A 14703-nucleotide genomic window follows, 5' to 3' on the forward strand; every position below is an offset into this window, starting at 1 on the left:
TGCATTTCAATAAAATTAATATTCAACCATCTCTTTCTAACTAGGAGATAAATTCATTTCATTCAAATAAAAAGTTTGGCTTTCAAAATATGGGAACGTAGGATACGTGAAGCCACAGTAGGAGAGAATTTTCTCAAAATAGCATATAAACAAACCAAATCTTTTAGACTATAATTTCCTCTTACAGAACACTCTAGTATTACATTCACATAAGTCACCAACGCATCTTGAAATCTAGACTCCCGGAGATTTAATCTATAATTCATTCCAATCCATTTTAGAAAAAGTCCGGTAGCTTTAAGCTTCTCCCCATCAAAACGTGTAGAATTACTTATATTCTTATCTTCAGCATTCCGCCAATAAACAGGAGTTCCCGGTAATGAAATAATACCAGATGCATAATCCGCAAACTTTGCCCATGTTGCATCATCTGAACACCATGCCAAAGGAAACCTAACAAACCCTCCTGTTTTCTTCCAAACATCACGTGTAAATACATACTCACACGCAGCAGAGGATATTTTACCACTTAACTTGTCTAATAAGAAATCATAACCAGAAATCCTTTCTGTCTCAAAAGGTGGATTAGTATATTTCAGTTCACCATACGCATCTACTATAGCCAAAGGAAAGCGAAATACAGCATCGCATTCTCCAGACCTCTTCCAACCCTTTATTACCCGCTCTACAGCATCTGGTGGCATTAAATCATCATCTGAAAAAAGCCATACCAGCGGCTCATCAGATAATTCAATACAGCGTTCCCAATGGGCAACCAAATCTCTCCCACCCCAATTTTGTTCAAAACGGAAATAGAATATATCTAATTTATCCTTATAATCAGATACTATTGATTCTAAATCATCAGGACTGGCATCATCACCGATATAGACCGTAAAATCACGGTTACTCTGCCTTACAATAGAATCTAAAACCTCCCGAAAAAAACAAGCTTTATAAGCAGGTATAATGATCGCCAGTTTATTTTTCATTTTTCTAACTATTCAATAGTTTCATTTGCAAAGATAAGTAAATGAGATGAAAGATTTGCATTAATAAGATCACTTTAATTTCTGATATTCTCGATTCTAATAGAGACAAACCTAACAATCAATTATACAAGAACAATTGACTTTATATTTTGGAAGCTCCCTATACCCAAATAACATCAAAAGCCATAGCAGAGTATTAAGTTAGACGAAAAACATATTGCCTTAAAATCTATACCTCTGAGATTAATAACTTGCCACTCTTATTTTTTCTTTATACCTTTGTGTCATTATGTATAAAAACAATCTGTACTTCTACAAAGTGGTACTTCACCTCAATCTATTTTAATTCACCATGGATACTGATATTATAATACCAATCTATAATGCTTTTGATTTTACCAAGAAGTGTATAGAGACTGTGATTGAGCATACAGACCTTACTAAACATACCTTACTACTTATCAATGATAAAAGTACAGACCAGCGAATCCTTCCTTTGCTAAACCTGTTTACAACAGAATATCCATCTTTAAATATTACAATAATCAACAATGAGAGCAATCAAGGATTTGTACGAACGGTTAATATCGGGATGCAACACTCGTCACGCGATGTTGTTTTATTAAATAGCGACACAGAGGTCACGAAAAATTGGCTCCCTAAAATACAAAAGTGCGCATATAGCAAAGCTGCAATAGCAACTGTTACTCCACTATCTAACAATGCGACATTAGCATCCGTACCTGATTTTATGTCAGAAAATACGATACCATCAGATTTTACGATAGAGGAATATGCAGGAATTGTTGAAAGATGCAGCATGAACCTATTCCCTGAAATTCCTACTGCAAATGGATTTTGTATGTATATTAAACGAGAAGCCATAAACAACATTGGTCTCTTCGACGAAAAAACTTTTGGAAAAGGCTACGGTGAAGAAAATGATTTTTCGTACAGATGTCTACAAGCTGGATATAGACATCTACTATGTGACAACACATACATCTATCATAAAGGAACCCAGTCATTTTCTCAAGAAAAAACAGAGCTAATAAATTCTCACCTACAAATATTAAAAAGTAGATATCCTTCATGCGTTGAGAACACAGAGTCCTTTGTACAACAAAATCCAATTTCAGATATACAGTTAAATATCCGCTATGCCATTAATTCACATTCTAAGAAAAATGTATTAATCGTAATACATGATTTCAAAGAAGCCGAAAAGAAAAATATAGGAGGAACAACTTTACATGTACATGATTTAATAACAAATATGAAAGAAGAATTTAATTTTCATGTTCTTTATTATTCCGATGATGATTTTAAATATCATGTAACTTCTTTTTTACCATTTGACAAAATTACCTCCACCCTAGGTGCATATTCACAATATACGACATTAAACCTCTATAATGACACATTTAATAGAGACATTAAAATACTAATAGACACTTTAAAAATAGACTTAATACATATCCATCATTTAAAACACATGTATTTGGACATATTCAAAGTAGCAAAAGAAAGAAGTATCCCTGTCATATATACTTTACATGACTTTTATTCAATATGTCCTTCTGTGAAGCTCTTTAACAAAGAAACTTTTCTATGCAACTATGCTAACGCAGCAGGATGTGGTTCATGCATAGCAAAAACATTCAACCTGAATATCAACTTCATTCCACTTTGGAGAAAAGAGTTTTATGAAAATCTTAAAACCGTAAAAAAGATCATTGTTCCATCGTACAGTACAAAAAACATATTCCTGAACACATATAAGGATTTAACAATCGAAGTAGTAGAACATGGTTATGACAAAATAAACGGAAATCCAAATAATGACAATCCAGATAAAAAGAAGAATAAAAAGTTTAATATCGCCTTTATTGGATATATAACAGAAGAAAAAGGACTAAAATATTTAGAGGAATTAACAGAGAAAGTAAAAGGCACAGACATAAACGTCCATCTTTTCGGACAAACAACAAACAAAAAATGCAATAAGAATAAGAAAAATTATGTTTATCACGGCAAGTATATACAACAAGATCTTCCCAACTTACTGCTAGAGAATGACATAAAATTAATCTGCTTATTATCTATGTGGCCCGAAACATATTCTTATACCTTATCAGAAAGTTTAATTTCAGAGATCCCCGTAATCTCATTTGATCTAGGAGCAATTGCCGAACGAGTAAAAAAAGCAGATGTCGGCTGGATTTTACCTATAAATAGTACATTAGACGATATCTTTAAACTCATTTCAACTATAAAATCAGCCCCACAAGAGTATAAACAGAAAGTGGAAAGAATCAGACATCTTTTAAAAAACATGAAGTCCTTAAAAGATATGGGCAATGAATACACAGAAATATACAATAAAACGATCAACGTATTTCCTGTTAAAAATCATGACATATACTATATACAATCAAGGAATGAATTTTATAGAAAAGGAAAAGAGACCCCGACATTAGACCTTAAAGAAGAAAAAAAAGAGTATAAACGAGTAAAGCATATTATTAAAAGTTCAGTTCCTCTCAAACAAGCTTTTAATGAAGTGCAAAATTTTCGCCACACCTATACCAATAGTAAATGCAGAAACAAAATCTTTTTCAAATTTATATGGTACAGAATTCTACGAATTAATATCTAGAGAAATCTTTTTGTAAGATTTCTCTAGCTCTGGCTCGAACACGAGCAACATTATATATTCTAGAAAAAAACAATCACCTCCCTATATCTAAAAGCCATCTTCTTGCATACTTTTTACCACCTTTTCTGTTTCTTCTAAATAACGGAATCCCCATTTTAAATCAGGTTCCAAATGATTACCTTCTGCCCATTCATTCCAAGCATTGACAAAAACAAAATTCTCATCTTTGCTATAAGGCACAAATTTATTCATAACCGAATATAACCATTCACCGTATTTTTCGGGAGTACTCTTGTCTAAAATAAACATCTTTTGCTTTCGACGAGAAGTATTATCCCACATTGGAGTAACCCCCGGATACATTTTATAGTCAGGAAAATGAGTTTTACAGATATAATCTACATATTCCGAGTAATCAATCTTTTTCTTCTTACATGTATTAAAAAGGTGACGATTTATATTATAAGCAAACTTCCGTAATGGATTTCTTTTTTTTTGAAACTCATTCATTTGATGAGTGAAAGGTTGAAACTCTACGGCAGCATCAAAACCATCCTGAAGGTATTCTTCTCCATAACAATCCATAGTTTCGACGCGGCATAAATACAACTCCACTCCTTTACTAGAAGCTTCTTCCCTCCAAACTCGAATAGTCTCTTTCATATTCGGAAAAAGCATAGAACGATAAATTAAAAACACAGGTTTACCGTCTACTCTTATATATCGAGAATCACTAAATACATTATCTAACAGATAACGGATATGCGCACGATCATCCTCTTCCGAGTAATTTTGAGCAATCAAAATATGACGACTTCCACCATCCCACGCCCTTGTCCAATTTTCATTAGCCCAACAAAGCATAAATGGAAAATCAGGATTGCCAGAAGACAGCATTTCTTCTAATGGTCTTTCCATCAATTGATGACCATTAAACCAATAATGATAATAACAAAAGCCATTAATTCCGTACATTCGAGCCATATCAGCTTGCTGCTGACGAACTTCCGGAACACGCAGATCATAAAAACCTAAATCTGCCGGTAAATGTGGCTGATAATGGCCACGATAAAGAGGTCTAGCCTTGACCACATTTCTCCATTCAGTAAATCCCTTACCCCACCATTCATCATTTTCAGGAAATGGATGATATTGCGGCAAATAAAATGCTATAATTCTTTTGTCAACCATATCTTTCTTTATTGCACTTCACAATTCATTACAACCTATCTCTATCTCTTGTAGGTTGCCATGGATTCAAAAAACTCATGTATTTATTAACTCGTTCCCATCTATATGTCCACACACTTGTGCCAAAACATCCTTTCAGTTTTTCAAACAACAACAATCTCATTTTCGGATCAACTTTTGCACGCTTTATATTTTTATAAAGCATTCCATGTCGCATCAAACGCTTATAACGCCCTATTGGATAAGAAAATGATTCAACATAATGTACTACTTGAATATCTTCAAGAATCGCATTACCTGAAGCGTTACCCTCAACAGTTGTACTTGTTGAATGCAATCGAAAAAAGTTTAGCTTTTCATATAACTCAATAACACTCCCTTGCCTCGCCATCTCTATCCAAAAAAGCCAATCACCACTATAGCGCATTGAGAAACAAGACAAATCCTTTATCTGTTCAAAACATTGTTTACGAAAGACAACACCACTAGCATTGTAAATATAATTGCGCCAATAAAGATTCTGTTTTATATAATCTTCACTATCAAAAACACCTATATTGTAAGGACGGCGTAATTGCTTTGAAGTCCAACGGTCAAAATCTGTAGATAGTTTATTCCCTTTCTCGTCTATACAATGTGAACCTAAAAAACAGAAAGAAGCATGAGGATATTGATTTAAGATAGAAACAGCTTTTTCCAAAAAAGAAGAATCAGCCACATCATCACTCTCGGCAATCCATATATATTTTCCACGAGACAAACTTATTCCTTTTTGCCACTGTATAAAAGGACTCCCTGTATTGACTGAATTAATCTCCAAATGAGCGACACGAGAATTTGTTTTATAATGGTTTAAAATAGACACACTATCATCGGTTGAAGCATCATCCAATAATATTATTTCATAGTCTGTATATGTTTGTGCCAATACTGACTCGATACGTTGCTGTAAAAAACGAGCATAGTTATAATTAGGGATGATTATACTAACTTCTATCGGATAATTTTCCATTACAAACACACTATTTATCTTAGTTATTATAACAAACTGATAGCAAAGATACGGATATTATTCTTAAAAAAGAATGCTAACCCTCTAATGTTTAGCAAAAAAGCCTTTAACGCTTGTCACAACCAAATAAAATGTATACATTTGTAGAATTTTAGTGCAAGCCCCCTTAACTATTTAACTAACTTAGTAATAATTATATGAATAAACCCATGGCGAGCAACATAAGTACATCGCTAATTATATCCACCTATAATAGAAGCGACGCATTAGAATTATGCGTTAAAAGCGTGCTACGTCAATCTCTCCTTCCAGATGAAATTATCATTGCCGATGATGGTTCTAAAGAAGATACAAGAGAACTAATTCATCAATTAGCAGCCTCCTCCGAAGTCCCTATTATTCATGTTTGGCATGAGGATCTAGGCTTCAGACTGGCCTCCATCCGCAACAAAGCTATTGCGAAAGCATCTAAAGAATATATTATACAAATTGACGGAGATATCGTCTTACACAAAGATTTCGTCAAAGATCATGTACATTTTGCTAAAAAAGGCAGTTTCGTAACCGGTAGCCGTGTATTAATCCGGGAAGGTTTAACCAAAAAGATGCTAGCAGAAAGGAACTGTATTATCTCTATTCACGACAAAGGTACTAAAAACACAATCAACGGAGTACATTTGCCTTGGCTAAGCCCACTACTTCAGCATTATCGCCAATGGGATATTTCATATTCCAGAGGATGCAATATGGCTTTCTGGAAAGAGGATTTATTAAAAGTCAATGGGTACAATGAAGCTATTACCGGATGGGGAAGCGAAGATCATGAATTAGTGTGCCGCCTCATCAATAGCGGTGTACGCAAGCGTACCATCAAATTTGCGGGAATTGTGTTCCACCTTCATCACGAATTACATGGAACGGATAATTTGAGCAACAACCGCAGTATTTTGAACGAAACGAAAGTCAGGAAACTAACCTGGTGCGATAAAGGAATCATACAAAACTAATATGGAAAAGAATTTGAACTTTTTAGATCGAAACGAATTTAACTACAGTCCATCAAAAGAAGTAGTAGAAGCTTTAAAAAACTTCGATATAAATAAACTTTGTTTTTATACCCGCATTTATGATGAAGGAAAGAAAAGTATATTATCTGTTTTCTTATCCGAACTTTACGATATAGATGAAACACAAGTCTTATTAGGATACGGCGGAGAAGATATTCTGAAACAAGCTGTACACTACTTCCTGACTCAAGAAGATGGAAATAAAACGATGTTGATTCCCAAGTTCTCATGGTGGTATTATAAATCAATTGCAGATGAGGTGAATGGCCATACTTTGCAATATCCTCTCTACGAAGACGGAAATACTTTTAAATATGACTTTGAGACGCTAAAAGATATGATTCAGAAAGAGAATCCGAAGATTCTTTTACTAGCTTCTCCCAATAACCCTACCGGCAATGGTTTAACTCCAAAAGAATTGGATGAACTGCTCGCAGAAGTGCCCAGCCAAACAGTGGTACTGATAGACGAAGCATACGCTTCTTTTGTTTCAACTGATACCAGTTACATCAAAAAGCTGGTTAATAAATATCCGAATTTGATTATTTCCCGTACTTTATCCAAGTTTTATGGATTGCCCGGTTTACGTATGGGATTCGGATTTATGAGTAAGGAACTGGAAAAATTCAGTAGATACAGCAATAAATATCTGGGATACAACCGGATATCCGAAGATATCGCCATTGCGGCTCTTAAATCGGACGCACACTACCGAAACATCGCCAAACTAATGAATGAAGACCGTGAGCGTTACGAAAAGGAAATCGGTGTATTACCCGGATTCAAAGTATATGAATCGGTTGCCAACTTTATTTTAATCAAATACCCGATAGAACTGAAAGAGGCTTTACAAAAGTCTTTTGCTGAACAGAGTTATAAAGTGAAATTTATGAATGAACCGGATATCAATACTCATTTGCGTATCACATTGGGACGCCCAGAGCAGAACCGGATCGTTATAGATACAATCAAAGAAATAGCATCCAAATGAAAGCAGTAATATTAGCCGCAGGAATAGCTTCACGCTTACGCCCGCTGACCGATACGACGCCCAAATGTCTTCTCAAAATAGGAGAACGATGCCTTTTGGAAAGGGCTTTTGATGCCCTGATACAAAACGGATTTGATGAATTCATCATTGTCACCGGGTATCGCCAGCAGCAAATCGTAGATTTTCTACAGGCACATTATCCAACCCAAGATATTACTTTCATCTATAATGACAGGTATGAATCAACCAACAATATCTATTCATTATGGCTCACCCGTCCATATACGGATGGGGAAGCAATTTTGTTATTAGACAGCGACATTGTATTCGATCCGCAGATTGTAGAGAAGCTGCTTCATTCGGATAAGGACGACATATTGGCATTGAATCGCCATGAGCTCGGAGCAGAAGAAATAAAAGTCATCGTGGACGACGCACAAAAGGTCGTTGAAATCAGCAAAGTCTGTTCGATATCCGATGCTATCGGAGAATCTATCGGCATTGAAAAGATGTCAGCTGAATATACCAAAGCGCTATTCCGGGAACTGGAAATTATGATTACTACCGAAGGACTTGATAATATATTCTACGAACGGGCTTTTGAGAGACTGATTCCGCAAAAATATAGTTTTTACGTTATGGACACCACCGAGTTCTTCTCGGCCGAGCTGGACACAGTAGAGGACTTCCAACAGGCACAGAAGCTGATTCCAGCCAGTCTTTATTAATTAAAATCAGATAGAATGGCTAATTACGACATCCGCCCTCTACAGCTTCGCATATTAAAGAACTTATTAGCTGTTGACAAAGTTTGCAAAGAACATAATCTGCGATATTACATCATGGCAGGCACCATGTTGGGAGCTGTGCGCCACAAAGGATTCATCCCCTGGGATGATGACTTGGATATCGGAATGCCAAGAGCTGATTATGACTTACTAATGGCTAATGCCAAAGAATGGTTACCGGAACCTTACGAAGCGGTATGCGCTGAGAATGATAAGGAATATCCTCTTCCGTTCGCAAAGGTGCAGGATGCCAACACAACTTTAATCGAGCGTATGCATCTCAAATACCTGGGAGGTGTATATATTGATATATTTCCACTAGATGGAGTTCCGGAAAGCCGTATGGCGCAAAGAATGCATTTTGCGAAGTATGAGTTTTACAAACGAGTACTTTATCTTATTCATCGCGATCCATACAAACATGGAAAAGGTCCCAGTTCATGGATACCGCTATTATGCAGAAAGTTTTTTACCCTTACCGGAGCACAGGAAAGCATTAGGAAGGTGATGAAGAAATACGATTTCGACCAATGCGCATTAGTCTGCGATTATGATGACGGTATGAAAGGAATTATGTCGAAGGATATCCTGGGCACTCCTACTCCCATTCGGTTTGAAGATGAAGAAGTATGGGGAGTACAGAAATACGACGCTTATCTGTCACAGAAATATGGAGATTACATGACCATACCTAAACAAAGTGGACAAAGACAACATAATTTCCATTATTTAGACTTGAATAAACCTTATCGGAATTTTGAAGTCTAATTATAATCACATAAAGGTAAGAAGAAGAAATGAGAATAGGTTTTGACGGAAAACGTGCAGTACAGAATTTCACCGGTCTGGGTAATTATAGCCGCTATATAGTGGATATTCTATGCCAATTCTATCCGGAGAATGAATATGTGCTGTATGCCCCCAAGAAACGGGAAAACAAGAGGCTGGACAAATTAACGAAGCAGTATCAGCAACTACAGCTTTCTTATCCCACTACTTCTTCCTGGAAAAAGTTAAGTTCATTGTGGCGAGTATGGGGCGTTACCCAACAACTGGAAAAAGAAAAAATCGATATATTCCACGGACTTAGTAATGAGTTGCCCCTGAATATACATCAAAGCGAGGTAAAAAGTATTGTAACGATTCACGATCTGATCTTTCTGCGCTATCCGCAGTATTACCATTCGATCGACAGGAAAATATACACATACAAATTCCGTAAAGCCTGTGAAAATGCCGATAAAATCATTGCTATCAGCGAATGTACCAAGCGTGATATTATTGAGTATTTCAGGATTCCCGCCGATAAGATAGAAGTTGTTTATCAGGGATGTGATCTTTCATTCATACATCCTGTAGCAGCAGAGAAGAAAAGAGAAATCCGGGCTAAATATCAGCTACCGGATCACTATATCCTTAACGTAGGAAGTATTGAAGAACGCAAAAACGCCCTTTCAGCGGTGCAGGCACTAATGATGCTTCCTGAACAGATTCATCTCGTCATTGTAGGACGCCACACGGAATATACTGATAAAATTGAACGTTTCATTAAGGAGAATAAGCTGGAAGAAAGGGTACATATCATCAGCAATGTTCCTTTTGATGATCTGCCGGTTTTTTATCAGTTAGCAGAAATTTTTGTATACCCTTCCCGTTTCGAAGGTTTTGGTATTCCCATTATAGAAGCTCTATACTCCGGTATTCCGGTAGTGGCCGCTACAGGATCTTGCCTGGAAGAAGCCGGAGGTCCCGACTCTATCTATGTAGATCCTGACGATATCAAAGGAATGGCCAATGCTTTTAAACAGATATACTCCGATACTGAAAGAAAAAAGGAGATGATTGAAAAGGGGCAAAAATTTGCCAAAAGATTCTCTGAAGAAAAGCAAGCGGAAGAAATCTTAAACATCTACAAGAAACTAATGAAATGAACGTACTTAAACATACAATAAAGAAATTTATATATGGCACTCTCCCATATTATTTCATGAAAGGATATAAGCCTGGCTCTCCTTATCTGAAATACTATGAATATATTAAAGAACATGGATATTCAAGACACCTGTATGAATTCAAGGATGAATACGCCAATATGCCTGTTGATGTACAGAAAGATGAGGAAAAAGGCTTATACTATGTTCAAAAAGAAAAGAAGCGACTCTATTTCAGAAAAAGCACTCCAGCCAAGAAAATTCAAAAATATTATAGGGCTTTGAGTATGGAACAAGACAGGCGCTCACCGCACCATTACTTCAACAGCGTTAAAGAAGTGACAGGGAAAGTATTTGTGGATGTCGGTTGTGCCGAAGGATATTCATCATTGGAAATTATCGAAGAAGCCAAACATGTTTATTTGTTTGAGCAGGACGAGCAATGGTTGGAAGCCATCAGAGCTACCTTCGAACCATGGCAGGATAAAGTGACGATTGTCCAGAAGTATGTGAGCGATCATAATTCTTCGAGAGAGCAAACACTAGATGATTTCTTCAACAACCAGACGAATGAACATCTATTTCTTAAAATGGATATAGAAGGAGCCGAACGGCACGCATTGGCCGGATGCAATAACTTATTTCAGAATTGCCAGAAGCTGGATTTTGCCATTTGCACATACCATTTGCGTGATGACGAAGAAGTTATCTCTGCATTTCTGGACAAACATAACTGCACATATATTAATCAAAAAGGATTTTTCAGGCATAAAATCCGCAGTGTAGTGATGCGCGGAAGTAAGAAGTAATCATTGATAATCAGCAGAAAGCAATTCACAATAATCATACTTGCACAAGTATGTATCATAGATATGCTTTTCCTTTCTCAACAAGAAACGTGAAATATGCGGTTCCCAAGAAAAGAATTTACGTACGGAACGGTATAAACGGAAGAATAAAATCAGGGATACAATATGCTTTTCTTTCTCTTTCCGTGCCGCACGACGATAAATGTAATGAGTAAAGAACTGATCGCTGTAACGAAGGGCCAGACTGACCGTAGATTCGACGTCCCATCCACGCAAAGAAGCATATTCTGTCATGATGTAAGTCAGTACCTCACGCGAAATACACAAACGGCACATATTACGGCATACCGTATCACAATCAATATCCGATAGCAACTGCATACGATTCACGTCGACCAGAGAGAAACTGTATTCATTCGTTTCATTCTGATGAATCAGTATATTACCGGGAGAATAGTCCAAATGAAGGATACCTGCCTGATGCAAAGCAGCAGTGTAGCGCGCAAAAGCTGAAAGTTTGTCTTCATTCCCTTCCACTTTTCCATCCATCAGGGAACGGACAGTTTCGCCGCCATCATAACAACAAATGTAATAGCTATGTGAGAGAAGACCATCTTGAAATTGTTCGATCATAGCCACTGGCTCCGGAGTGTCAAAGCCATGCTGTTGAATCTCCATAGAATAAATATAGGAACGTTCTGCCTTCGACTGGCGGAAAAACGAATATACAACACGATTGATGATGTGAGGCTTTTTAAAGCTCTTCACCACAACATCAATGCTGCCCAAACTAATCCGTTTTAGAACATTACGACCATCGTACACCACATCTCCTTCGTTCTGGAAGGACCTCGGAACTTCTTCTATCTCCTTCTGCAAATGTGCGTACTTGGGATTTACAATCACTCTCATTACACTCTCCTATATAATCCTAATTACAAAGATTGAGCAAAGATAAAGAAATTAGGCCATATTCCGACTATATTTTTCTCTTTTCTCACAAAGATTGGCTAACTCTCTCCACATATAAGCACCGTCACGGTGACTTTAATCGTTTTTTCTTTTTTCTTTTCATTTATATTTAGACATAAATGCTTTTTTTTAGTTATGTTTGCACGGTAAAAAGCATAAAGAAGTTTAAGCATGAAACCAATCAAAAGAATTCTGATTATTCGATTTAGACAAATAGGGGACTCAATTCTGGCTGTTGCATTGTGCAGTACGCTGAAAAAAAGTTTTCCCGACGCAGAGATACACTTCGTGCTTAATAAAAATATTGCTCCACTCTATGAGGGGCATCCGGACATAGACAAAGTCATTACATTTGACAAGAATGAGAATAAGCCGTTCACTGCATATATAAAAAAAGTATGGCAGGTAATGCACCAAAATAAATACGATATAATCATCGACATGCGCTCTACCATCCGGACTCTTTTTTTCTCTCTTTTTTCATTAAGAACTCCTTTCCGGATAGGGCGCATCAAAGGATATACACGTTTTCTACTGAACTACCGGACAGATACTTACAGCAAGGATCTGACAACTGATATGGTACAACGTAACCTGTTGCTTGCAGCACCATTAGAAAAGATCAGACCTATTCAATACACAAAAGAATTCAAGTTATATCTAACTGACCGGGAGAAAGAAGATTTCCGATATTATATGGAAAAGGAAGGGATTAATTTTGCACACCCTGTGTTACTAATAGGAGTCACAACCAAACTCATCCATAAGAAATGGAATACGGAGTTCATGATAGCCACACTGAAAAGAATTTTGGAGGAGCACAAGGACATACAAATGATCTTCAACTACGCACCGGGATACGAAGAAGAAGACGCCAGAAATATCTACAAGGAATTAGGATGTCCGGAACGTATCAAAATCGATATACAAGCTTCTTCATTGCGACAGCTGGCAGCACTTTGCGCCAACTGTTCATTTTACTTCGGGAACGAAGGAGGAGCCAGACACATCGCCCAAGCTCTTGGAATTCCTTCATTTGCCATTTATTCACCAAGTGCATCAAAATCAATGTGGTTACCCGCCAATTCCGTACTTGCCGAAGGAATCAGTCCTGACGACATTCTTTCGCCGGAACAACAAGCGACATTAACCTATGAAGAGCGTTTTGCATTAATTACTCCCGAAAAGGTATACGGACAATTGACTTCAATACTAAGGCAATTGAGCTAACTCCCGATACAAATCAAGGTAGGCTTGTATATGCTTCTCGTAACTGAATGAAGCGGCATATTCCTTGATTTTTTCCAAGCGCTCCTTGTCTTTATAAAAATCAGGTAGATGCTCCCGGATACTTTGCACCATAGATTCTGTATCCAAATGCTCCCACATGATAGCGTGTCCATTACAAACTTCCGGTAAACTAGTGCGATTAGCGGCAAATACAGCCTTCCCAAATTGCATAGCTTCCACCACCGGCAATCCAAAGCCTTCTCCCTCACTAGGAAACAGGAATGCCTCACAGTTCCGGTATAACCAGATCTTCTCGCTTTGAGAGATAACATCCGTCAAAAAGACATTAGTGAGCTGATTCTCACGAATCAGATTGCGCACTTCTTCAGCATAAGCAAAATGAGCATCTCCACAAATATATAGATCATATTCCGGGAAATGACGCATTACGTCAACCAAGAGATGGAAGTTCTTTTTTCTACGGATTTGTCCAATTGTAAAAAAGAAAGGACGCCCTGTAGCAAACGACGGCTTTGTTCCTTCTAATGTATCGATTCTCTCCACTCCATTGTAGATGACCCGGATCTCCTTCCCTTTCAAATCTACATGCTGCCGAATGACATCTGCCACATAATGAGAGATCGTAGTCACGACCGCTGCCTTATTGACTTTATTCTGCATCCGGCGAAGATACATTTTCGCCTTCCAGGGCTTTTTCTCTGTTAAGAAATTAAAGTCGTGTATAGTAAAGATAAACTTTGTACCACCGGCAATACGCAACAACTTGCGCTGTTGATTCACTGCATGCCATACGTCTACTTTGGGAAGGGTAAAAGGAAGAAACTTATTGATACGACGTACCGGAACAGAGGTCACATTCGGGCCAAATTCCTGCATATATTTCTGCCGCAATAAATATACAAAATGAAGATCATCTACCGGCATAGACGAAAAGGCAGTTGCATAGTTGGCCGCAATCTGCCCGAAACCGGCTGTGAGACTACCATAATTCGTAAGATCTATCAGTACCTTTTTCTTTCGTTGTATCTCTTTCATTATTA

At 37.2% G+C, this 14703-nt stretch carries 13 protein-coding genes; 8 read left to right on the forward strand and 5 right to left on the reverse strand.

Annotation, left to right across the window (positions count from 1 at the left end; genetic code table 11):
• Positions 1-62: 62 nt before the first annotated feature.
• Positions 63-992 (reverse strand): glycosyltransferase family 2 protein, encoded by a 930-nt coding sequence (locus NQ505_RS03610; RefSeq protein ID WP_008998173.1) that lies wholly within the window; start codon positions 990-992, stop codon positions 63-65.
• A 352-nt stretch (positions 993-1344) separates the two neighbouring features.
• Here NQ505_RS03610 and NQ505_RS03615 point away from each other — a divergent pair, with 352 nt between their 5' ends.
• Positions 1345-3651 (forward strand): glycosyltransferase, encoded by a 2307-nt coding sequence (locus tag NQ505_RS03615; RefSeq protein ID WP_004324337.1) that lies wholly within the window; start codon positions 1345-1347, stop codon positions 3649-3651.
• An 87-nt stretch (positions 3652-3738) separates the two neighbouring features.
• On the opposite strand, the gene NQ505_RS03620 is transcribed toward NQ505_RS03615, so the two are convergent.
• Entirely contained in the window at positions 3739-4842 is a 1104-nt protein-coding gene (locus NQ505_RS03620; RefSeq protein WP_004324336.1) for a glycoside hydrolase family 99-like domain-containing protein, read from the reverse strand.
• A 28-nt stretch (positions 4843-4870) separates the two neighbouring features.
• Complete coding sequence (locus NQ505_RS03625) at positions 4871-5854, reverse strand: glycosyltransferase family 2 protein (protein WP_004324335.1); 984 nt, start codon at positions 5852-5854, stop codon at positions 4871-4873.
• A 197-nt stretch (positions 5855-6051) separates the two neighbouring features.
• Here NQ505_RS03625 and NQ505_RS03630 point away from each other — a divergent pair, with 197 nt between their 5' ends.
• The 6 genes from NQ505_RS03630 to NQ505_RS03655 are packed head-to-tail and all read left to right on the forward strand — an operon-like array spanning position 6052 to position 11440.
• Entirely contained in the window at positions 6052-6861 is an 810-nt protein-coding gene (locus tag NQ505_RS03630) for a glycosyltransferase family 2 protein (protein WP_004324334.1), read from the forward strand.
• 1 nt (position 6862) lies between these two features.
• A complete protein-coding gene (locus tag NQ505_RS03635; RefSeq protein WP_008998174.1) occupies positions 6863-7912 on the forward strand; it encodes a pyridoxal phosphate-dependent aminotransferase in 1050 nt (349 codons plus the stop codon).
• The gene (locus NQ505_RS03640) at positions 7909-8640 is read left to right on the forward strand and encodes an NTP transferase domain-containing protein (protein ID WP_008998175.1); all 732 of its coding nucleotides are present in this window, start codon (positions 7909-7911) and stop codon (positions 8638-8640) included. The genes NQ505_RS03635 and NQ505_RS03640 overlap by 4 nt, the downstream gene beginning before the upstream one ends.
• A gap of 15 nt (positions 8641-8655) precedes the next feature.
• On the forward strand, positions 8656-9468 hold the full coding sequence (locus tag NQ505_RS03645; RefSeq protein ID WP_004298296.1) for a phosphorylcholine transferase LicD: 813 nt from the start codon (positions 8656-8658) through the stop codon (positions 9466-9468).
• 29 nt (positions 9469-9497) lie between these two features.
• Complete coding sequence (locus NQ505_RS03650; protein WP_008998176.1) at positions 9498-10631, forward strand: glycosyltransferase family 4 protein; 1134 nt, start codon at positions 9498-9500, stop codon at positions 10629-10631.
• On the forward strand, positions 10628-11440 hold the full coding sequence (locus NQ505_RS03655) for an FkbM family methyltransferase (protein ID WP_004298298.1): 813 nt from the start codon (positions 10628-10630) through the stop codon (positions 11438-11440). Before NQ505_RS03650 ends, NQ505_RS03655 begins: the two co-directional genes overlap by 4 nt.
• Here the strand turns inward: NQ505_RS03655 and NQ505_RS03660 are convergent, their stop codons facing one another.
• On the reverse strand, positions 11441-12352 hold the full coding sequence (locus NQ505_RS03660) for a lipopolysaccharide kinase InaA family protein (protein ID WP_008998177.1): 912 nt from the start codon (positions 12350-12352) through the stop codon (positions 11441-11443).
• Between the two features lie 231 nt (positions 12353-12583).
• Here NQ505_RS03660 and NQ505_RS03665 point away from each other — a divergent pair, with 231 nt between their 5' ends.
• A complete protein-coding gene (locus NQ505_RS03665) occupies positions 12584-13642 on the forward strand; it encodes a glycosyltransferase family 9 protein (protein ID WP_008998178.1) in 1059 nt (352 codons plus the stop codon).
• Here the strand turns inward: NQ505_RS03665 and NQ505_RS03670 are convergent.
• A complete protein-coding gene (locus tag NQ505_RS03670) occupies positions 13625-14701 on the reverse strand; it encodes a glycosyltransferase family 4 protein (protein ID WP_050547442.1) in 1077 nt (358 codons plus the stop codon). The two genes, NQ505_RS03665 and NQ505_RS03670, sit on opposite strands and share 18 nt — an antisense overlap.
• Positions 14702-14703 lie beyond the last annotated feature (2 nt).

Source organism: Bacteroides sp. D2 (assembly GCF_025147085.1).
Classification (GTDB): domain Bacteria; phylum Bacteroidota; class Bacteroidia; order Bacteroidales; family Bacteroidaceae; genus Bacteroides.